General features: G+C 72.5%; 17 protein-coding genes and 1 other RNA gene. 4 read left to right on the top strand and 14 right to left on the bottom strand.

The window, feature by feature from the left end:
* Window position 1: 1 nt before the first annotated feature.
* The 14 genes from MBSD_RS12970 to rsmI form a co-directional block, all read right to left on the bottom strand.
* A complete protein-coding gene (locus MBSD_RS12970) occupies window positions 2–751 on the bottom strand; it encodes a cell division protein FtsQ/DivIB (protein ID WP_062537721.1) in 750 nt (249 codons plus the stop codon).
* On the bottom strand, window positions 748–1,683 hold the full coding sequence (locus tag MBSD_RS12965) for a D-alanine--D-alanine ligase (protein WP_062537720.1): 936 nt from the start codon (window positions 1,681–1,683) through the stop codon (window positions 748–750). The genes MBSD_RS12970 and MBSD_RS12965 overlap by 4 nt, the downstream gene beginning before the upstream one ends.
* Entirely contained in the window at window positions 1,680–3,122 is a 1,443-nt protein-coding gene (gene murC, locus MBSD_RS12960; RefSeq protein ID WP_062537719.1) for a UDP-N-acetylmuramate--L-alanine ligase, read from the bottom strand. The genes MBSD_RS12965 and murC overlap by 4 nt, the downstream gene beginning before the upstream one ends.
* Complete coding sequence (murG, locus tag MBSD_RS12955) at window positions 3,119–4,201, bottom strand: undecaprenyldiphospho-muramoylpentapeptide beta-N-acetylglucosaminyltransferase (protein WP_062537718.1); 1,083 nt, start codon at window positions 4,199–4,201, stop codon at window positions 3,119–3,121. Before murG ends, murC begins: the two co-directional genes overlap by 4 nt.
* 130 nt (window positions 4,202–4,331) lie before the next feature.
* Window positions 4,332–5,546, bottom strand: a complete 1,215-nt coding sequence (gene ftsW, locus MBSD_RS12950; RefSeq protein WP_062537717.1) for a putative lipid II flippase FtsW — start codon at window positions 5,544–5,546, stop codon at window positions 4,332–4,334.
* A complete protein-coding gene (gene mraY / locus MBSD_RS12945) occupies window positions 5,546–6,628 on the bottom strand; it encodes a phospho-N-acetylmuramoyl-pentapeptide-transferase (protein ID WP_062537716.1) in 1,083 nt (360 codons plus the stop codon). The genes ftsW and mraY overlap by 1 nt, the downstream gene beginning before the upstream one ends.
* Window positions 6,618–7,985: a UDP-N-acetylmuramoyl-tripeptide--D-alanyl-D-alanine ligase gene (locus MBSD_RS12940; protein WP_062537715.1), complete on the bottom strand. Its 1,368-nt coding sequence runs from the start codon at window positions 7,983–7,985 to the stop codon at window positions 6,618–6,620. Before MBSD_RS12940 ends, mraY begins: the two co-directional genes overlap by 11 nt.
* A complete protein-coding gene (locus MBSD_RS12935; RefSeq protein WP_062537714.1) occupies window positions 7,979–9,541 on the bottom strand; it encodes a UDP-N-acetylmuramoyl-L-alanyl-D-glutamate--2,6-diaminopimelate ligase in 1,563 nt (520 codons plus the stop codon). Before MBSD_RS12935 ends, MBSD_RS12940 begins: the two co-directional genes overlap by 7 nt.
* Window positions 9,538–11,343: a peptidoglycan D,D-transpeptidase FtsI family protein gene (locus MBSD_RS12930; protein WP_082306669.1), complete on the bottom strand. Its 1,806-nt coding sequence runs from the start codon at window positions 11,341–11,343 to the stop codon at window positions 9,538–9,540. The genes MBSD_RS12935 and MBSD_RS12930 overlap by 4 nt, the downstream gene beginning before the upstream one ends.
* Entirely contained in the window at window positions 11,340–11,612 is a 273-nt protein-coding gene (ftsL, locus tag MBSD_RS12925) for a cell division protein FtsL (RefSeq protein ID WP_062537713.1), read from the bottom strand. The genes MBSD_RS12930 and ftsL overlap by 4 nt, the downstream gene beginning before the upstream one ends.
* Window positions 11,609–12,541, bottom strand: a complete 933-nt coding sequence (rsmH, locus tag MBSD_RS12920; protein ID WP_062537712.1) for a 16S rRNA (cytosine(1402)-N(4))-methyltransferase RsmH — start codon at window positions 12,539–12,541, stop codon at window positions 11,609–11,611. Before rsmH ends, ftsL begins: the two co-directional genes overlap by 4 nt.
* A 25-nt stretch (window positions 12,542–12,566) precedes the next feature.
* Entirely contained in the window at window positions 12,567–13,013 is a 447-nt protein-coding gene (mraZ, locus tag MBSD_RS12915; RefSeq protein ID WP_062537711.1) for a division/cell wall cluster transcriptional repressor MraZ, read from the bottom strand.
* A gap of 262 nt (window positions 13,014–13,275) precedes the next feature.
* Window positions 13,276–13,638, bottom strand: an RNA gene (gene rnpB, locus MBSD_RS12910) — RNase P RNA component class A.
* An 89-nt stretch (window positions 13,639–13,727) separates the two neighbouring features.
* Complete coding sequence (gene rsmI / locus MBSD_RS12905) at window positions 13,728–14,564, bottom strand: 16S rRNA (cytidine(1402)-2'-O)-methyltransferase (protein WP_062537710.1); 837 nt, start codon at window positions 14,562–14,564, stop codon at window positions 13,728–13,730.
* A 72-nt stretch (window positions 14,565–14,636) separates the two neighbouring features.
* On the opposite strand from rsmI, the gene MBSD_RS12900 reads away from it, so the two are divergent.
* The 4 genes from MBSD_RS12900 to MBSD_RS12885 are packed head-to-tail and all read left to right on the top strand — an operon-like array spanning window position 14,637 to window position 18,805.
* A complete protein-coding gene (locus tag MBSD_RS12900) occupies window positions 14,637–16,448 on the top strand; it encodes a penicillin-binding protein activator (protein WP_062537709.1) in 1,812 nt (603 codons plus the stop codon).
* A gap of 4 nt (window positions 16,449–16,452) precedes the next feature.
* Entirely contained in the window at window positions 16,453–16,812 is a 360-nt protein-coding gene (locus MBSD_RS12895; RefSeq protein ID WP_062537708.1) for a YraN family protein, read from the top strand.
* Window positions 16,813–16,829: 17 nt separating this feature from the next.
* Window positions 16,830–17,405 carry a BON domain-containing protein gene (locus MBSD_RS12890; RefSeq protein WP_187300680.1) on the top strand — a complete coding sequence of 192 codons (576 nt, stop codon included), beginning with the start codon at window positions 16,830–16,832 and terminating at the stop codon, window positions 17,403–17,405.
* Window positions 17,406–17,437: 32 nt separating this feature from the next.
* Entirely contained in the window at window positions 17,438–18,805 is a 1,368-nt protein-coding gene (locus tag MBSD_RS12885) for an FAD-binding oxidoreductase (protein WP_062537706.1), read from the top strand.
* Window positions 18,806–19,012: the final 207 nt, after the last annotated feature.

Below are 19,012 nucleotides of genomic sequence, written 5' to 3'. Positions count from 1 at the left end.
CTCAGACGTTCCCGGTAGCTGCGGCGGGTTTGGCGGGCGCACCCGCTGGCGGCACAGGCCACTTCACGACGAAACCGTTGGTGTAGCGGAGATCGGCGTATTCGAAGCCCGCGCTGCGCCCGTTCATCAGCGTCGGATACACGAGCAGGAAGCGCTGCAGGCGCTCCTGCGGATGGTCGCGGCCAATCATCACCGCGGCGCCGTTGGCGAGCGTCAGGCTCCAGCTGCCGCGTTCCGACAGGTCGACGGCGGCGACGCGCATGCCGTCGGCGGCGAACGCCTTCTGCACCTGGGTGTAGAACGTCACCACGTCGGCGAGGCGATCGTCCGGCCCGGACAGCTTCGGCAGGCCTTCGATCGCGTCCGCGCCGGGCGCCGCGAACACGCGGCCATCGCGCCCGATCAGGCGACCCTGCCCCCAATGCGCGAACGGCTGCAGTTCGTACACGCGCAGCACCAGCGTGTCCGGCCAGCGCTTGCGCGCCTCGACGCGCTGCACCCACGGCAGCGTCGCCACCGCCTTCTGCGCGGCGCCGAGATCGAGCGCGAAGAAACCCGCGCCGAGCAGCGGCGTCACCGCCGCGCGGATCTGCTCCGCGCCGACGTGCTGGAACTCGGCTTCCACCTTGAGGTAGCGCACCGGCCAGCGGCTGGCGGCGAACCAGCCTTCCAGCACGCCGACGATCGGCAGCGCGACCAGGGTCAGCGCGATGCCCCAGCCGGCGAGGCGGATGGCGAGCGCGCCCCTCATGCGTCCTCCCGGAACGAGGTCTCGAGGATGCGCCAGCACAGCGTCTCGAAGTCGATGCCGACGGCGCGCGCCGCCTTCGGCACCAGCGAGTGGCCGGTCATGCCGGGCGTGGTGTTCACCTCGAGCAGGAACAGGCGTCCGTCGCGGTCGCGCATCACGTCGACGCGGCCCCAGCCGCCGGCGCCGGCGGCCTGGAACGCGCGCAGCGCCAGCGCGCGCACGTCCGCCTCGGCCTTGCCCTCGAGACCGGGGCAGAGATACTGCGTGTCCTCGGCGACGTACTTGGCGTGGTAGTCGTAGAAGCCGCCCTTCGGCACGATGCGGATCGACGGCAGCGCCTCGCCGTCGAGGACGCCGACGGTGAGCTCGTCGCCTTCGATCAGCTGCTCGACCAGCAGCTCGCCGTCGTAGCGCGCGGCGAGCTCGACCGCGGTGGCGAGATCGGCCTCGCTGCGCACGCGCGAGATGCCGACGCTGGAACCTTCGTGCGACGGCTTGACGATCGCCGGCAGGCCGATCGCGGCGATCGCCGCGCGGATGTCCTCGCCGCGGCGGAAGGCGACGAACTTCGGCGTCGGCAGGCCGAGCGCGATCCACACCTGCTTGGTGCGCACCTTGTCCATGGTCAGCGCCGAGCCGAGCACGCCGGAGCCGGTGTACGGCACGCCCAGCGACTGCAGCGCGCCCTGCAGCACGCCGTCCTCGCCGCCGCGGCCGTGCAGGATGTTGAACACGCGGGCGAAGTGGCCGGCGCGCAGCGCGTCCAGCAGCGCCGGGATGCCGTCGATCGCGTGCGCGTCGACGCCGCGCGCCTTCAGCGCGGCGAGCACGTTGCGGCCGGAATCCAGCGACACCTCGCGCTCGGCGGAGGTGCCGCCCATCGCCACGGCGACGCGGCCGAACTGTCGGGGATCGGTGATGCGCTTGCTCATGTCCTGCTCGTTCTCAGTTCGCCCATCGCGGCCAGCTCGGTCGCCGCCGCGCCGATGTCGCCGGCACCCATCAGCAGCAGCAGGTCGCCGTCGCGCAGCAGCGCGGGCAGCACGTTCTTCAGTTCGCGCGGATGCTCGACCAGCACCGGATCGACCTTGCCGCGCGCGCGCACCGCGCGCGCCAACGCGCGGCCGTCGGCGCCGGCGATCGGCGTCTCGCCGGCCGGATACACCTCGGTTAGCAGCAGCACGTCGACGCCGCTCAGCACGTTGGCGAAGTCGTCCATGAGGTCGCGCGTGCGCGTGTAGCGGTGCGGTTGGAACGCCACCACCAGGCGGCGCTCCGGCCAGCCGGCGCGCGCCGCGGCGAACACCGCGGCGAGTTCGCGCGGATGGTGGCCGTAGTCGTCGACCAGCAGCGCGCGGCCCTGGTCCAGCGCCAGTTCGCCGCGCTGCTGGAAGCGCCGGCCGACGCCCTGGAAGCGCGCCAGCGCGTGGCCGATCGCGTCGGCGTCGACGCCGAGCTGCCAGCCGACCGCGGCGGCGGCCAGCGCGTTCAGCACGTTGTGCCGGCCCGGCAGGTTCAGCGCGACCGGCAGCGCGGCCTCGCGTCCCGGCAGGTGCAGCTCGAACTGCGTGCGCGCGCCCTGCTGGCGCAGGTGGCTGGCGCGCACGTCGGCGTCGGCGCTGTCGATGCCGTAGGTGATCGTGCTGCGCGACGTGGCGCGCGCCAGTTCCGCGACCTCGGGATCGTCGATGCACAGCACCGCCACGCCGTAGAACGGCAGGCGGTGCAGGAAGTCGGCGAATGCCTTCTTCACCCGCGCGAAGTCGCCGCCGTAGTTCTCCAGGTGGTCGGCGTCGATATTGGTGACGATCGCCACCACCGGCGACAGCATCAGGAACGAGCCGTCGGACTCGTCGGCCTCGGCCACCAGGTATTCGCCGCTGCCGAGTCGCGCGTGCGTACCGGCAGAGGTGAGCTGGCCGCCGATCACGAAGGTCGGGTCGAGGCCCGCCTCGGCGAGCACGCTCGCGGTCAGGCTGGTGGTGGTGGTCTTGCCGTGCGTGCCGGCCACGGCGATGCCGCGGCGGAAGCGCATCAGCTCGCCCAGCATCTCCGCGCGCGGCACCACCGGGATGCGCGCGGCGCGCGCGGCGATCAGCTCCGGGTTGTCGGCGCGGATCGCGCTGGAGACCACCACCACGTCCGCGCCGTCGACGTGCGCGGCGTCGTGGCCGCGCTGCACCAGCACGCCCTGCGCGGCCAGGCGCTCGGTCACCGGCGAGCTGGCGCGGTCGGAGCCGGAGACCGCATAGCCGAGGTTGTGCAGCACCTCGGCGATGCCGCTCATGCCGGCGCCGCCGATGCCGATGAAGTGCACGCGGCGGAACGCGTACATGATGTCGTCGTGGACGCGAAGGCGGCGCGGCGTCATGCGGCCACCTCCAGGCAGGCGTCGGCGATCGTCGCCGCGGCGTCCGGCTTCGCCAGCGTGCGCGCGGCCTGCGCCATCGCGACGAGGCGCGCGCGGTCGGCGAGCAGCGCGTCGAGCGTCTGCGCCAGGCGCGCGTCGTCCAGCTCGCGTTCGGGGATCAACACGGCGGCACCGACGGCGACGGCGGCCCCGGCGTTCCGCGTCTGGTGGTCGTCGACCGCATGCGGAAACGGCACCAGCACCGCGCCGAGGCCGGCCGCGGCCAGCTCGGCAAGGGTGAGCGCACCGGCGCGACATACCGCCAGATCGGCCCAGGCATAGGCCGACGCCATGTCGTCGATGAACGGCTCGACGTGCGCGTCGACGCCAGCCGCCGCATACGCCGCGCGCGTCTCTTCCACGCCGCGCGCGCCGCACTGGTGCAGCACCTCGGGGCGGCGCTCGTGCGGCAGCTTCGCCAGCGCTTCCGGCACGCGAAGGTTCAACGCACGCGCGCCCTGGCTGCCGCCCAGCACCAGCAGGCGCGCGCGTTCGCCGCGCTGCGCCATGCGCTCGGCCGGCGCCGGCAGCGCGGCGATCGTCGCGCGCACCGGATTGCCGACCCACGCGGCTTCGTTGGCGGCGGGGAACGCATCGGCGAAACCGGCCAGCACGCGCCGCGCCAGCTTCGTCAGCATCCGGTTGGTGAAGCCCGGCACGCGGTTCTGCTCGTGGATCAGCAGCGGGCGGCCGGTCAGCCACGCGGCGACACCGCCCGGTCCGGCCACGTAGCCGCCCATCGACAGCACCGCGCGCGGACGTGCGCGCCGCAGCACCGCCAGCGAAGCAAACAGCGCGCGCGCCAGCATCCACGGCGCCAGCAGGCGCGTGCGCCAGCCCTTGCCGCGCAGGCCGGCCACCGGCACGGTTTCCAATGGGATGTCGCGCGCCGGCACCAGCTTCGTCTCCAGCCCGCCGGCCGCGCCCAGCCACACCACCGGCACGCCGCGCGCGCGCAGCGCTTCCGCCACGGCGAGGCCGGGGAAGATGTGGCCGCCGGTACCGCCGGCCATGATCAGCACGGGCGCGGACACGCTCATGCCTGCGCTCCTTCGGGGCGAAAAACGAGTGCGCGGAAGTGGGAAGCGGGTGCGAGCCCGACGCGCGAGTCGACCGCGCCGCCGCCCCATCCGCACTCTCTTCTCACTGCTCTCCACGCATTTCTGTAGTTCATGCGCCGACCTCCTCGGCCTGCGCTGCCGGCATGGCGACGCGCGTGGCCATGCGGCGCGTGTCTTCCGCGCGGGTGATCTCGTAGCCGGCGCGCAGCAGCACGCCGACCATCGCGCAGGTCATCAGCACGCTGGAGCCACCGGAGCTGATCAGCGGCAGCGTCAGGCCTTTCGTCGGCAGCACGCCGAGGTTGACGCCCACCGACACCAGCGCCTGCAGGCCAAGCGTCAGCGACAGGCCGAAGGCGACGTAGCCGGCGAAACGCTGGCCCAGTTCCACGCCCTTCAGGCCCAGCCACAGGCCGCGGCCGACCAGCAGCGCGAACAGACCGAGCACCAGCAGGATGCCGGCGAGCCCGAGCTCCTCGGCGATCACCGCCAGGATGAAGTCGGTGTGCGCCTCCGGCAGGTAGAACAGCTTCTGCACCGATCCGCCGAGGCCGACGCCGAACCATTCGCCGCGGCCGATCGCGATCAGCGCCTGGGTCAGCTGGAAGCCGTCGTTGAACGGATCCTTCCAGGGATCGAGGAACGAGGTCAGGCGCTTGATGCGGTAATCCTCGGTCAGCGCCGCCCACGCCAGCGCCGGCACCAGCGGCGCACCCAGCGCCAGCAGGTTGCGCATGCGCGCGCCGCCCAGCCAGATCATGCCGACGCTGACGCTGACGATCAGCGCCGCGGAGCCGAAGTCCGGCTGCGCCAGCAGCAGCAGCACGACCAGGCCGGCCACGCCGATCGGCTTGACCACGCCGAACAGCCGGTGCTCGACGCCGTCGCGATGGCGCACCAGGTAGCTCGCCAGGTAGATCACCACCACCAGCTTCACCGCCTCGACCGGCTGGAAGCCGAGCACCAGCAGGTTGATCCAGCGGCGCGCGCCGTTGATGCGCATGCCGATGCCGGGCAGGAACACCAGCAGCAGCGCGATGAAGGCGAGCAGCATCAAGAGGAACGCGTACTTCTCGATGTGCTTCAGCTCGGTGCGCGCGGCGGCCGCGGCCAGCGCGGTGCCGAGGCCGAGGAACATCAGGTGCTTCTTCAGGTAGTAGAACGCGCCGATGTGCTCGCCGTCGGCGACGGCGATCGAGCTCGACGCCACCATCACCACGCCGATGCTGGCCAGCGCGATCGCGGCGAACAGCAGCCAGGCGTCCCAGTGGCCCTGCGGGCCCTGGCGGCGGATGGCTTGCGTCTGGCGCAACCAGTCGAGCATCACCGTACCTTCAACGTCGCCAAACCGACCAGCACCAGCACCACGCTGATGATCCAGAAGCGCACGATCACGCGCGGTTCCGGCCAGCCCTTCAATTCGAAATGGTGATGGATCGGCGCCATGCGGAACAGCCGCTTGCCGGTCAGCTTGAAGCTGGCCACCTGCAGCATCACCGAGGCGGTTTCCATCACGAACACGCCGCCCATCACCAGCAGCACGATTTCCTGGCGCACGATCACGGCGATGCAGCCGAGCGCGCCGCCGATCGCCAGCGCGCCGATGTCGCCCATGAACACCTGCGCGGGATAGGCGTTGAACCAGAGGAAGCCGAGGCCTGCACCGGCCAGCGCCGCGCAGAAGATCGAAAGCTCGCCCGCGCCGGGGATCGCCGGAATGCCGAGGTACTGCGAGAACACCGCGTTGCCGGACAGATAGGCGAACACGCCCAGCGCGGCGGCGACCAGCACCGCCGGCATGATCGCCAGGCCGTCGAGGCCGTCGGTCAGGTTCACCGCGTTGGAGAAGCCGACCATGATGAAGTAGCCCACCAGCACCGACAGCACGCCGAGCGGGATCGCCACCTGCTTGAACACCGGCACGTACAGCTCGGTGGCCGCCGGCGTGTCGGCGGTGAGGTAGAGGAACAGCGCGGCGCCGAGGCCCAGCACCGACTGCCAGAAGTACTTCCAGCGCGCCGACAGACCGCGGCTGTCCTTCAGTACCAGCTTCTTGTAGTCGTCGTAGAAGCCGATCGCGCCGAACGACAGCGTGATGCCGAGCACGATCCACACGTAGCGGTTGCTCAGATCCGACCACAGCAGCGTGGCGATCGCGATCGCGGCGAGGATCAGTGCGCCGCCCATGGTCGGCGTGCCGGCCTTGCTCAAGTGCGACTGCGGGCCGTCCTTGCGGATCACCTGCCCGGCCTTCAGCGCGGCCAGCTTGCGGATCAGGCCCGGACCGAGCAGCAGCGACATCGCCAGCGCGGTCAGCGCGCTCATGATCGTGCGGAAGGTGATGTACTGGAACAGGTGAAAGGCGTTGACGTACGCCTTCAGCCATTCCGCCAGTTCAAGCAGCATGCCGCTCCCCTCCCCCGTCGTGCCCCAGCAGCGCGGCGACCACCCGGTCCATCGCCGACGAACGCGAACCCTTCACCAGGCACACCACGCCCGGCTTCAGCGCGGCGCGCAGCGCGGCGATCAGCGCGGACTGGTCGGCGAAGTGCTCGGCGCCGGCGCCGAACGCGGCGGCCGCGGTGCGGCTCAGACGCCCCACCGTGTACAGCCGCGCGATGCCGCTGCGCCGCGCCAGCGTGCCGATCTCGGCGTGCAGGCGTTCCGCCTCCGGGCCGAGTTCGGCCATGTCGCCGAGCACCAGCCACGGCAGGCCGGCCTCCAGCGCCAGCGTGGCAATCGCCGCGGCGGTCGAGCCCGGGTTGGCGTTGTAGCTGTCGTCGATCAGCGTCCAGCCGGCGCGCGTGGTGTGGCGCAGCAGGCGGCCGGCGACGGTCGGCGCCTGTTCGAGCCCTTCGCGAATCGTCGCCAGCGGTACGTCCAGCGCGCAGGCGATCGCCGACGCCGCCAGCGCGTTCATCACGTTGTGGCGGCCGGCCAGCGGCAGCATCACCTCGATCGCGCCCTGCGGCGTGTTCAGCACGAAGTCGCTGGCCGCGCCCAGCGCGCGGATCTCGGCGCCGACGTCGGTGGAATGGTCGAGGCCGAAGCGCAGCACGCGGCGCGTGCCGGCCAGGCCGGCGAAGAAGCCGGCGAACGCGTCGTCGGCGTTGATCACGGCGACGCCGTCGGCAGGCAGCGCCTGGTACAGCGCGCCCTTGGTCTCGGCGACGCCCTCGAGGCTGCCCATGCGCTCAAGGTGCGCCGGCGCGATGTTGTTGACGAGGCCGATTTCGGGCCGGGCGATGGCGGCGAGGTAGGCGATGTCGCCCGGCTTGCCGGCGCCCATCTCCAGCACGGCGTACTCGGCGTTCTCCGGCATCTCCAGCAGCGTCAGCGGCAGTCCGATCTCGTTGTTGAAGTTGCCGGCGTTGACGTGGGTGCGGCCGTGGCGCGCCAGGATCGACGCGGTCAGCGTCTTCACAGTGGTCTTGCCGTTGGAGCCGGTGATGCCGACCACGCGCGCGCGGCGTTGCGCGCGCACCGCGCTGGCCAGGTCGCCCAGCGCCAGCAACGTGTCGGTCACCAGCACCTGCGGAATCGGCGCTTCCACGCGCCGCGACACCAGCGCCGCAGCCGCGCCGTGCGCTGCCGCGGAGGCGACGAAGTCGTGCCCGTCCAGGCGTTCGCCCTTCAGCGCGACGAACAGCTCGCCGCCGCCCAGCTTGCGCGTGTCGGTGCAGACCCCGCGTACCGGCACATCCGCACCGTGCAGGCTGCCGCGCGTCCACAGGGCGATCTCGGTCAGCCGCAGGTTCAGCATGGGCGTGCCTCCAGTGCGCGTTTCGCTTCGGCGAGGTCGTCGAACGGCCGCTTGCTGCCGGCGACCTCCTGGTAGGTCTCGTGGCCCTTGCCGGCGATCAGCACCACGTCGCCGGGCTGCGCCTCGCGCACGGCGCGGGCGATGGCCGCCGCGCGATCGCGCTCGACCCGCGCGCGCTCCGGCCGCGCGAAGCCGGCGAGGATCTGCGCGACGATCGCGTCGCCGTCCTCGCTGCGCGGGTTGTCGTCGGTGACGATCGCCCGGTCCGCCAGCCGCTCGGCGATCGCGCCCATCTGCGGGCGCTTGCCGGGATCGCGGTCGCCGCCGCAGCCGAACACGCAGACCAGACGGCCTTCGCAGTGCGCGCGCAGCGTGGCCAGCGCCTGCTCCAGCGCGTCCGGCGTGTGCGCGTAATCGACCACCACCAGCGGCGCCGTGCCGCCGCCGAGACGGTTCATGCGGCCGTCGACCGGCGCGAGCGCCGCCAGCGCCTCGCAGACGGCGTCGAAGCGCATGCCGAGCGCGCCCAGGCAGCCGGCCACGGCCAGCAGGTTGGAAACGTTGAAGCGGCCGAGCAGGCGGCTGCGTACCTCGCCCGCGCCCCACGGCGTGCGCAGCAGGAAGTCGATGCCGTCGGCATGCGTGCGCACGCGCTCGGCGGCCAGTTCGGCCTCGCCGCCCTCGGCGCTGTAGCGCAGGCAGCGCACCCCCGCGGGCAACGCGGCGGCGAGCCGGCGGCCGAAGGCGTCGTCGACGTTGATCACCGCCGCGCGCAGGCCGGGCCAGGCGAACAGCCTGGCCTTGGCCGCGCCGTAGGCTTCCATGGTGCCGTGGTAGTCGAGGTGGTCGCGGGTGAGGTTGGTGAACACGGCGACGTCGAAGTCGATCGCGTCGACGCGCCCCTGGTCGAGCGCGTGCGAGGACACTTCCATCGCCACGTAGGACGCGCCGGCGTCGCGGAATCCGGCGAGCAGGCCGTGCACGCTGATCACGTCCGGCGTGGTGCGCTCGCCCGCTTCGAGATGGCCGTACATGCCGGCGCCCAGCGTGCCGATCGTCGCCGCGCCGTGGCCGAGCCCAGCGAGCGCCGCCGCCAGCAGCTGCACCGTCGAGGTCTTGCCGTTGGTGCCGGTGACGCCGATCACGTGCAGCGCCGCCGACGGCCGCGCGTAGTAGCGCGCGGCGATCTCGCCGAGGTGGTCGCGCAGGCGGTCGATCCACAGGATGGGCGCTTGCGCCTCGGCCTCGCGCCCCCCTTCCGCCCGGCGGGCATCGTCCCACGCGAGCGGGGGAAGATGGTTGGCACGGCCTTCGGCCGTAGCGTGAACAGGTGCGGCGGGCGCAGGGGCTTCGGCCAGCACGGCCGCAGCGCCCTGCGCCAGCGCCGCGGGGGCAAACGCGACGCCGTGCTGGCGCGTGCCGCGCAGGGCGACGAAGGCGTCGCCGGCGCGCACGCGGCGCGAATCCAGGGTCAGGCCGGTGATCTCGATCGCGCCGGCGGCGGCGGGATCGGCGATGCCGGCGAGCAGGTCGGCGAGGCGGACGCGGGCGTTCACGGCGTGCCGCCCTCCTCGTAGTTGGTGCTGCCCGGCGCGTAGTCGGGCGGCGGGCTGGACGGGCTGATCGGCGCGCCGACGTCCGGGCCGCCGGTGTACCAGCGGCGCACGTTGTCGGGCGGCACGTCCAAGAGGCGCATCGCGCCGTCCATCACGCGGCTGAACACCGGCGCGGAGACGAAACCGCCGTAGTAGCTCTTCTTCTGCGGATCGTTGATCGCCACCACGCCGACCAGCCGCGGCGCGCTGGCCGGCACGATGCCGGCGAACAGGCTGACGTACTTGTCCTCGTAGCCGCCGCCGGAGGCGATGTGCGAGGTGCCGGTCTTGCCGGCGACGCTGTAGTTGGCCACCGCCGCCTTCAGCGCCGTGCCTTCCGGGCTGACCACGGTTTCCAGCATCTTCACGATCGTGCTCGCGATCTGCGGGTCGAGGACGGCGTTGGCCGGGTTGTCGGCGCCTTTGACGAAGCTCGGCTGGCGCAGGCGGCCGCCGTTGGCCAGCGCGGCGTAGGCCTCGGCCAGTTGCAGCACGGTGACGTTCAGGCCGTAGCCGTAGGCCAGCGTGACCTTGGTCAGGCCGTTCCAGGCGCGCACCTCCGGCAGCAGGCCGGGCGACTCGCCGGGGAAGCCGCTGCCGGTGCTGGCGCCGAAGCCGAAGCGGCGGAACATGTCGTAGAGGTGGCTGTCTTCCAGCGTCAGCGCGATCTTCGAGGCGCCGACGTTGCTCGAATAGGTGAGCACGCCGGTGACGTCGATCAGGCCGTGGTTGTGCGTGTCGCGGATGGTGTGGTTGAGGTACTGGAAGGTGCCGGGCGAGGTGTCGATCGGCGTGTTCGGCTTCCACTTGCCGCTCTCCAGCGCCGCGGCGATGGTGAACGGCTTCATGGTCGAGCCGGGCTCGATCACGTCGGTCACCGCGCGGTTGCGCCGCGCGGCGGGCGGACTGGCGCCCACCGCGTTCGGGTTGTAGGAGGGCTGGTTGACCATCGCCAGCACCTCGCCGCTGCGCACGTCGAGGATCACCATCGACGCCGACTTCGCGTCGAACTCCTGCACCGCTCGCGCCAGCTCGCGGTAGGCGAGGTATTGGATGCGACGGTCGATGCTCAGCGCGAGGTCGCGGCCGGGCTGCGGCTCGCGCACCAGCTCGACGTTCTCCACGGTGTGGCCGAGGCGGTCGCGGATCACGCGCTTCAGTCCCGGCTTGCCGGCCAGCCAGTCGTCGAAGGCGAGTTCGAGGCCCTCCTGCCCGCGGTCGTCGATGTTGGTGATGCCGAGCACGTGCGCCATCGCCTCGCCGCTCGGGTAATAGCGGCGGAACTCGCGCTGCTCGTTGACGCCGGGGATGCCGAGCGCCAGCACCGCCTGCGCGGCCTCCGGGCTCATCTGCCGCTTGAGGTAGACGAACTCGCGGTCGGCGCGCTGGTTGAGGCGCTGTTCCAGGTCGCCGGCGTCGACGCCGAGCGCCTTGGCCAGCGCCGGCAGGCGCTCGGCGTGTTCCAGCACTTCCTGCGGATTGGCCCAGATCGACTCCACCGGCGTCGACACCGCCAGCGGCTCGCCGTTGCGGTCGAAGATCGTGCCGCGCGACACCGGGATCGGGATCTCGCGCAGGAAGCGCGCGTCGCCCTGCGATTGCAGGAAGTCCTTGCGTACCACCTGCAGATCGAGCGCGCGCACGACGAGGCCGGTGGCCGCCAGCGCCAGCAGCATGCCGACCAGGTACAGCCGCTTGCGCGTGCTGGGCCCGGCGCTGCGGCGCGGCGCGGGCAGTTCGAGCTGGTCCTTGCGGAACATCATCGCTGGATCAGCTCCACGTCTTCAGGCGGCGGATTGACCATGCCGAGCTGGCTGCGCGCCATCTGCTCGATGCGGCCGGGATCGGCCCAGGTGGCCTGCTCGAGCTCGAGACGGCCGAAGTCGACGTTCAGCTCGTCGCGCGTGTTCTGCAGGCGGGTCAGTTCGACGAACAGCACGCGGCTCTCGTGGCGCGCCCACACCACGCCGATCGCGCTGACCAGGTCGGCGACCAGCAGCGCGGCGAAGGCGAGCGCGGCGAGCAGCTTCATGCGCTGCGCTCCGCCACGCGCAGCACCGCCGAGCGGGCGCGCGGATTGGCTGCCAGCTCGGCGGCGGAGGGGAAGCGCGCCTTGCCGACGGCGCGCAGGCGCGGCGCGGCGGCGGGCGCGGCCGGCGGCAGTCCGCGGCGCGTCTGCGCGCGCATCCCGGACTCGGCCCGGATGAACTGCTTGACCACGCGATCCTCCAGCGAGTGGAAGCTGATCACCACCAGACGCCCGCCCGGCTTCAGCCGCGCAAGCGCCGCCTGCAAACCTTCCGTCAGCGCGTCGAGCTCGCCGTTGACGTGGATGCGCAGCGCCTGGAAGCTGCGCGTCGCCGGGTGCTTGCCCGGCTCGCGCCGCCCCACCGCGCGCGCGACCAGATCGGCCAGCTCGCCGGTGCGCCGGATCGGCGCCTTCGCGCGCTGCGCCACGATCGCGCGCGCGATGCGCCGGCTCATCCGCTCCTCGCCGTAGCGCCAGAGCACGTCGGCGATCGCGCGCTCGTCCGCGCGGGCGAGGAAATCCGCCGCACTCTCGCCGCTGCCCGGGTCCATCCGCATGTCGAGCGGCGCGTCGGCCATGAAGCTGAAGCCGCGCGCCGCCTCGTCCAGTTGCGGCGAGGACACGCCGAGGTCGAGCAACACGCCGTCCAGCCCCTCCGCCGTCGCTTCCCACGCCGCCATGTCCGCGAAACTGCCGTGGCGGATCGCGACGCGCGCGTCGCCGGCGAAATCGCGCCGCGCCGCCGCGATCGCCGCGGGATCGCGATCCATCACCAGCAAGCGGCCGTGCGCGCCCAGCCGGTCGAGGATCGCCCGCGCATGCCCGCCGCGGCCGAACGTCCCGTCCAGGTAGCGGCCGTCCGGCCGCACCGCCAACCCCTCCAGCGCCTCCTCCAGCATGACCGGGATGTGTCGCAGCTCTCCGCCCGCCATCGCCGCCACCCCGTTCATCGATCCGCTACAGCCTCAAGCCCGCCATGTCCTCGCTGACCTCGTCCTCGCCGATCGTCTGCCGGATCTTGGCGAGGTGCGCCTGTTCGCTCCAAAGCTCGAACTTGTTGCCCATGCCGAGCAGCACCGCGCGCTTCTCGATGCCGGCCGCGGCGCGCTGGCTGGCTGGCAGCAGGATGCGCCCCGCGCCGTCCGGCTCGACCTGCGCCGCCGCGCCGACCAGCTTCATCTGCAGCGCGCGGTGCACCGCCTTGACGCTGGGCAGCGCGTTCACCTGGTCGCGCACGCGCTCCCATTCGGGCTGCGGGAAGATCCACAGGCAGCCCTGCTCGAACGGGTTGTAGGTCAGCACCAGACGGTTGCCGCAGGCCTGCGCGACCTGATCCCGATACGCGGTCGGAATGGCCAGGCGGCCCTTGTCGTCGACGCTGATAGCGGTTTCACCCTGGAACACGGTGGCGGCGGCCTGTTACCACAAATTCCCACGATTTCACACTCGAACCCACGATAGTCTCAGGGTCTGAGACTGTCAAGGAAAATTTCGCTTGCAGATCAAGGAGAAAGGCCAAACCGTGGCGACGGTTCCAGCCATTCCTGAGGAAGGTTTCCAAGGTGGTTGAAAGCAAAGGATTTCGACAGGACGGCCCGGCGCGGCTCATGACGCTGGCGCGGCGACCGGCACGGCGCTTGCCAGCGCCGTGCCGGCGATGCGATAGGGATGGAGTCGGCCTGTAAGCCGGGTCCTGTACGCCTTGCGGCGCGACAGTCATTCCTCTCGGCCGCGCGTCGCCGCGCGGCTCCAGCGACCTACCCGGGAACGGCGCGGGCCACGCCATCGTTCCCCTATTCGGTCTTGCTCCAGGTGGGGTTTGCCGTGCCGCGCGGCGTTGGCCCCGCGCGCGGTGCGCTCTTACCGCACCGTTTCACCCTTGCCTGAGCCCTTGCGGGCCATCGGCGGTCTGCTCTCTGTTGCACTTTCCGTCGGCTCGCGCCGCCCAGGTGTTACCTGGCACCTTGCCCTAGGGAGCCCGGACTTTCCTCGACGCGCTTGCGCGCGGCGCGACTGCCCGGCCGACTCCGGCGCTTATTTTACAGGGAGGGAGCGGGGAACAGGGAGCAGGGGGAAAGCAAGCGCGCTGCGGATTTCGAATCGCGCCACCCGCCACCCCTACTCCCCGCTCTCCCCATACAACAGGCGCCGCGGCGCGCCGCTGATCGCGGCGGCCAGCTTCGCCGCCTTCGCCGGCGGCAGTTCCTCGCGCAGCAGGGCGAACACGCGGCGGCCTTCCTCGACGCGCGCGTCGGCCTCCTCGCCGCGGCCGGCGACCAGCAGCACGAATTCGCCGCGTTGCTGGTCGGGATCGCGCGCGACGCGTTCGGCGAGGTCGCCCAGCGACGCGGCCAGCACGGTCTCGTAGAGCTTGGTCAGTTCGCGCGCCAGCACCGCTTCGCGCGCGGCGCCGAACGCATCGCGCATGTCGGCGAGCGATTCGGCGACGCGGTGGCTGGATTCGTAGAACACCAGCGTGCGCGGCTCGGCGGCGAGTTCCGCCAGCCGCGTGCGGCGCGCCGGCGCCTTCGCCGGCAAGAAACCTTCGAACACGAAGCGGTCGCTCGGCAGACCGGCGACCGAGAGCGCGGCGATCGCCGCGCATGCGCCCGGCACCGGCGAGACGCGGATGCCGGCGGCGCGCGCCGCGCGCACCAGCCGGTAGCCGGGATCGCTGACCAGCGGCGTGCCGGCATCGGAAATCAGCGCGACCGAGTCGCCCGCCGCCAGCCGCGCCAGCAGCGCCGCCGCCGCCTCGCGCTCGTTGTGCTCGTGCAGCGCCGTCGTCGGCGTGGCGATGCCATGGCGCGCCAGCAGCGCGCGGCTGTGACGCGTGTCCTCGGCGGCGATCAGCGCGACCTCGCGCAAGGTGGCCACCGCGCGCGGCGAGAGGTCGTCGAGATGGCCGATCGGCGTCGCCACCACCCACAGCGTGCCCGGCTTCGCATCGTGCATCGTGCGCTCCCCGTCGCCGCGGCTGCGCGGCCCGATCGGCTATCATCGCGCAAATCGCGGGACGGACACCTCATGGACACGCGCATCATCCGTTCGTTCGCGGCGGGCGTGGTCGCCGCACTGTGCTTCGCCGGCTGCGCCACGCTGGGCACGCCGACGCCGCAACTGCAGGCGCAGGCCGAGCGCGCCGAGGCGCAGTACCGCCAGGGCGAGTTCGACCAGGCGGCGCAGACGTTCCTCGCGCTCGCCGCGCAGAGCTACGCCGGGCGCGACCACTATCGTCTGCGCGCCGCCGAGGCCTACGGCGAGGAGGGCGCGCTGGACCGCGCCGCGCAGGCGCTGGCCGAGATCAAGCGGCGCCGGCTCGAAGGCGACGAAGTCGCGCGCTACGACCTGCTGCAGGCGCAGGTGGCGCTGGGCCGCAACCAGGCGGCGCAGGCGCTGGCGTTGCTCGACGCCGCCGCGCCGACGCTGCCGCAGTCGCTGCACCCGCGGGCCCAGGAGCTGCGCGCACGCGCGCAGGCCGAAGCCGGCGATCCGTGGGGCGCGGCGGCGACGCGCGCGGCGATGGACGCCGGACTGAGCGGTCTCGACCGCAGCGGCAACGAGCGGCAGATCGTGGCCCTGCTCGGCAAGCTGCCCGCCGCCGAGCTGCAGCGCCGTCACGACACCCTGCCCGCGAACGATCCGCTGCGCGTGTGGGTGGAGCAGACGCTGGTGCGGCAGGGCGTGGCGGTGGCGATCGCGCCGCCGCCGCTGGAGCATCCGGTCGGCACCGTGCTGCCCGGCGAAGGCGCCGCCGCCGGCGCGCGCGAGGGCTATCGCGCGCTGCGCGCGGTGGCGCTGCTGCTGCCCGCCTCCGGCCAGCTCGGCGCCGCCGCCAGCGCGGTGCGCGACGGCTTCTTCGCCGCCTATTTCGACGCCGCGCGCAGCGGCCTGCCGCGTCCCGCGCTGAAGGTGTACGACAGCGGCGGCGATCCCGCGCAGGCGGTGGCCGCGTACCAGCAGGCCGCCGCCGACGGCGCCGAGCTGGTGATCGGCCCGCTCTCGCGCGAGGCCGTCGCCGCGGTGTTCCAGCAGGCCAAGCTGCCGGTGCCGGTGCTGGCCCTGAACCATCCCGACGGCGCCTCGCTGCCGCCGCCCGGCAGCGCCGAATTCGGCCTGCTGCCGGAAAACGAGAGCGCGCAGGCCGCCGAGCACATCGCCGAGCGCGGCCTGAAGAACGCCGTGGTGTTCGCCGCCGCCGACGACTGGGCGCAGCGCGCCGCGCGCGCGTTCAAGGCGCAGTTCCAGAGCTCCGGCGGCCGCGTCGTCGGCGAAGCGACGCTGCAGAGCGAGACGGTGAACTACGCGGCGCAGATCGCCGCCCTGCCGCTGGCCCAGGCCGACGGCGTGTTCCTCGCGCTGCGTCCGCAGCAGGCGCGGCTGCTGCTGCCGCAACTGAAGCTGGCCAAGCTGACGCAGCCCGTGTTCGCCACCTCGCACGTGTACTCGGGCGAGGACGCGCCCAACCTCGACCGCGACCTCGACGGCGTCGAGTTCTGCGACGCGCCCTGGCTGTTCGACGCGCAGCCCGGCCTGCCCAAGCGCGACGACATCGCCGCGCAGTTGCCGCTGACGCGCGGCGCCGGCGCGCGCCTGTTCGCGTTCGGCATGGATGCCTACGCGCTGGCGCCGTACCTCGACTGGCTGCGCACGCACGGCGGCAGCTACCTGCCCGGCGCGACCGGCCAGCTCTCCGAGGACAGCTTCGGGCGCGTGCGCCGCACGCTGACCTGGGCGCGCTTCGCCGACGGCATCGCGCAGCCGCTGAGCGGCGGCCTCGACGTCGGCGCCCCCTCCGCCGCGCCGACGCCGACGGCCGGCGGCCCCGCGTCGCCCTGAGCGCATGACGCGCGCACGGGGCGGCGTCTTCGAGCAGCACGCGCTGGACCGGCTGACGCAGGCCGGGCTGGCGCTGGTCGCGCGCAACTTCACCACCCGCCACGGCGAACTCGATCTGGTGATGCGCGACGGCGACACGCTGGTGTTCGTCGAGGTGCGCTACCGGCGCGGCACCGGCTTCGGCGGCGGCATGGCCTCGGTCGATGCGGCCAAACGGGCGAAGCTGGTGCGCGCCGCCGCGCTGTTCCTCGCCGCGCATCCGCGCCTCGCGCACCTGCCCTGCCGCTTCGATGTGGTAGCGTTCGCCGGCGACGCGGCGCAGCCGACGTGCGACTGGCGACGCGCCGCCTTCGATGCCGAATGAGGATCCCGATGCGCCGCATGCCCGCCCTCGCGCTGTCCGTCCTGCTGCCGTTTCTGTTCGCCGGCTGCGCCGCCGTGGTGGTCGGCGGCGCCGCGGCCGGCGCCGGCGCGGTGCACGACCGCCGCGATTTCGGCACGGTGATGTCCGATCGCAACCTGCAGCTTTCGGCGATGAGCGCGATCAACGAGGACAAGGAGCTGGCGCTGCAGAACGACGTCAGCGTGGTGGTGTTCAACGGCGTGATGCTGCTGGTCGGCGAGGCGCGCACGCCCGAACTGAAGGCGCGCGCCGTGCGGCTCGCCTCCGGCTTCGAAGGCACGCGCAAGCTGGTCGACGAGATCGAGGTGATGGAGCCGATAGGCTTCTGGGCGCGCCGCGGCGACAACGCGCTGACCGCGCGCGTGAAGGCCGCGCTGCTCGACATCACCAGCCTGCCCGGCTTCGACCCCACCCGCGTCAACGTCACCACCGCGCACCGCGCCGTCTACCTGATGGGCCTGGTCAGCCACACCGAGGCCGATGCCATCGTCGAGGTGGCGCGCAACGTCGCCGGCGTCGACAAGGTGGTGAAGGTGTTCGAGTACACCGACTGAAGACTCGAGTCGGAGAGCGTAAACTCGACGCCATGCCGCTCTCATCCGATTTCGCGTCGACGCTGCACGCGATTTTCGGCGACGCGCTCGCGCTGAACGCCGCCACGCGCGCCGCCTACGCCTACGACAACTCGCGGCGCGAGGCGCTGCCCGAGGCGGTGGTGATGCCGACCGAACACGCACAGGTCGAGGCGCTGGTGCGCGCCTGTCGCGCGCAGCGCGTGCCGCTGACCGCGCGCGGCCGCGGCACCAACACCACCGGCGCCAGCGTGCCGGTCGCGGGCGGCGTGGTGGTGTCGTTCGAACGCATGAACCGCATCCTGCGCGTCGATCCCGACAACCGCCTCGCCGTGGTCGAGCCCGGCGTGCTGAACGGCGAGCTGCAGTCGGCGGTGGCGCCGCACGGCTTCTTCTGGCCGCCCGATCCCACCTCGGCGCCGTTCAGCACGGTCGGCGGCAACCTCGCCTGCAACGCCGGCGGCCCGCGCACGGTGAAGTACGGCGCCAGCCGCGACAACGTGCTGGCGCTGCGTGCGGTGGCCGGCAACGGCGCGAGCTTCCGCGCCGGCGCGCCGATCACCAAGGGCGCCACCGGCTACGACCTCGTGCGCCTGCTGGTCGGCTCCGAAGGCACGCTGGCGCTGATCACCGAGGCGACGCTGAAACTGGTGCCGAAACCGTCGGCGCTGCGCACGCTGCGCGCCACCTTCGCCGACGTCGGCGCCGCCGCGCGCGCGGTGGCGCGCATCATGGCGCAGCCGGTCACGCCGTGCGCGCTGGAATTCCTCGACGACGAGGCGCTGAAGCTGGCGCGCGCGCACGGCGGCGAGGCGGTGCCGGAGGCAGGCGCGCTGCTGATGATCGAAGTGGACGGCGAGCCCGACCAGCTCGACGCCGCGGTGGACGCGGTCACGCGCGCCGCGCGCGGCGACGGCCTGCTGGAGCTGCGCGCCGCCGCGGATGCCGAAGAGGCGAAGACGCTGTGGGCCGCGCGCAAGGCGCTGTCGCCGGCGCTGCGCACGCTGTCGCCGGACAAGATCAACGAGGACGTGGTGGTGCCGGTCGGCCGCGTGCCGGAGCTGGTGGCGGCGACGCGGCGGCTGGCGGAAAAGTTCGCGCTGCCGATCGTCTGCTTCGGCCACGCCGGCAACGGCAACCTGCACGTCAACCTGCTGCCGCGCGACGCCGCCGAGCGCGCGCGCGCCGAGCCCTGCCTCGCCGAGGTGTTCGACACGGTGATCGCGCTGGACGGCACGCTGTCCGGCGAGCACGGCATCGGCCTCGCCAAGCGCGCGTTCATGCCGCGCGCGCTGGATCCGGGCGCGCTGGCGCTGATGGGCGCGATCAAGCGTCAGTTCGATCCGGAGGGCATTCTCAATCCGGGCAAGCTGTTGCCTTGACGGACGGCGGTGTCAAAGGCCGAAAATCAATCGAGAGCGCGGCGGCGCAGCGCTTGCCTTTGACCTTCCTGATCAGCCCCAATGCTCGGCCGGCCCTATGACCGTTCGCCCCGAGCCCTTCGGCAGGCTGAGGATGAACCGCGACCCATACGGCCGGCGTCGATGGGCTGCGCCGACGCGTGCTTCGACTCCGCTTGCTGCGCAAGC

The organism is Mizugakiibacter sediminis (assembly GCF_000953855.2).
In the GTDB taxonomy this organism is placed as follows: Bacteria; Pseudomonadota; Gammaproteobacteria; order Xanthomonadales; family Rhodanobacteraceae; genus Mizugakiibacter; species Mizugakiibacter sediminis.
Note: the sequence above shows the minus strand (reverse complement) of the source record. Positions and strands in the feature narration are given on the sequence as shown.

Bases quoted from the DNA above. Each gene is read 5' to 3' on its own strand.
- MBSD_RS12970 (WP_062537721.1), bottom strand. From the start codon at position 751: ATGAGGGGCGCGCTCGCCATCCGCCTCGCCGGCTGGGGCATCGCGCTG.
- MBSD_RS12965 (WP_062537720.1), bottom strand. From the start codon at position 1,683: ATGAGCAAGCGCATCACCGATCCCCGACAGTTCGGCCGCGTCGCCGTG.
- murC (WP_062537719.1), bottom strand. From the start codon at position 3,122: ATGACGCCGCGCCGCCTTCGCGTCCACGACGACATCATGTACGCGTTC.
- murG (WP_062537718.1), bottom strand. From the start codon at position 4,201: ATGAGCGTGTCCGCGCCCGTGCTGATCATGGCCGGCGGTACCGGCGGC.
- ftsW (WP_062537717.1), bottom strand. From the start codon at position 5,546: ATGCTCGACTGGTTGCGCCAGACGCAAGCCATCCGCCGCCAGGGCCCG.
- mraY (WP_062537716.1), bottom strand. From the start codon at position 6,628: ATGCTGCTTGAACTGGCGGAATGGCTGAAGGCGTACGTCAACGCCTTT.
- MBSD_RS12940 (WP_062537715.1), bottom strand. From the start codon at position 7,985: ATGCTGAACCTGCGGCTGACCGAGATCGCCCTGTGGACGCGCGGCAGC.
- MBSD_RS12930 (WP_082306669.1), bottom strand. From the start codon at position 11,343: ATGATGTTCCGCAAGGACCAGCTCGAACTGCCCGCGCCGCGCCGCAGC.
- ftsL (WP_062537713.1), bottom strand. From the start codon at position 11,612: ATGAAGCTGCTCGCCGCGCTCGCCTTCGCCGCGCTGCTGGTCGCCGAC.
- rsmH (WP_062537712.1), bottom strand. From the start codon at position 12,541: ATGGCGGGCGGAGAGCTGCGACACATCCCGGTCATGCTGGAGGAGGCG.
- rsmI (WP_062537710.1), bottom strand. From the start codon at position 14,564: ATGCACGATGCGAAGCCGGGCACGCTGTGGGTGGTGGCGACGCCGATC.
- MBSD_RS12900 (WP_062537709.1), top strand. From the start codon at position 14,637: ATGGACACGCGCATCATCCGTTCGTTCGCGGCGGGCGTGGTCGCCGCA.
- MBSD_RS12895 (WP_062537708.1), top strand. From the start codon at position 16,453: ATGACGCGCGCACGGGGCGGCGTCTTCGAGCAGCACGCGCTGGACCGG.
- MBSD_RS12890 (WP_187300680.1), top strand. From the start codon at position 16,830: ATGCCCGCCCTCGCGCTGTCCGTCCTGCTGCCGTTTCTGTTCGCCGGC.
- MBSD_RS12885 (WP_062537706.1), top strand. From the start codon at position 17,438: ATGCCGCTCTCATCCGATTTCGCGTCGACGCTGCACGCGATTTTCGGC.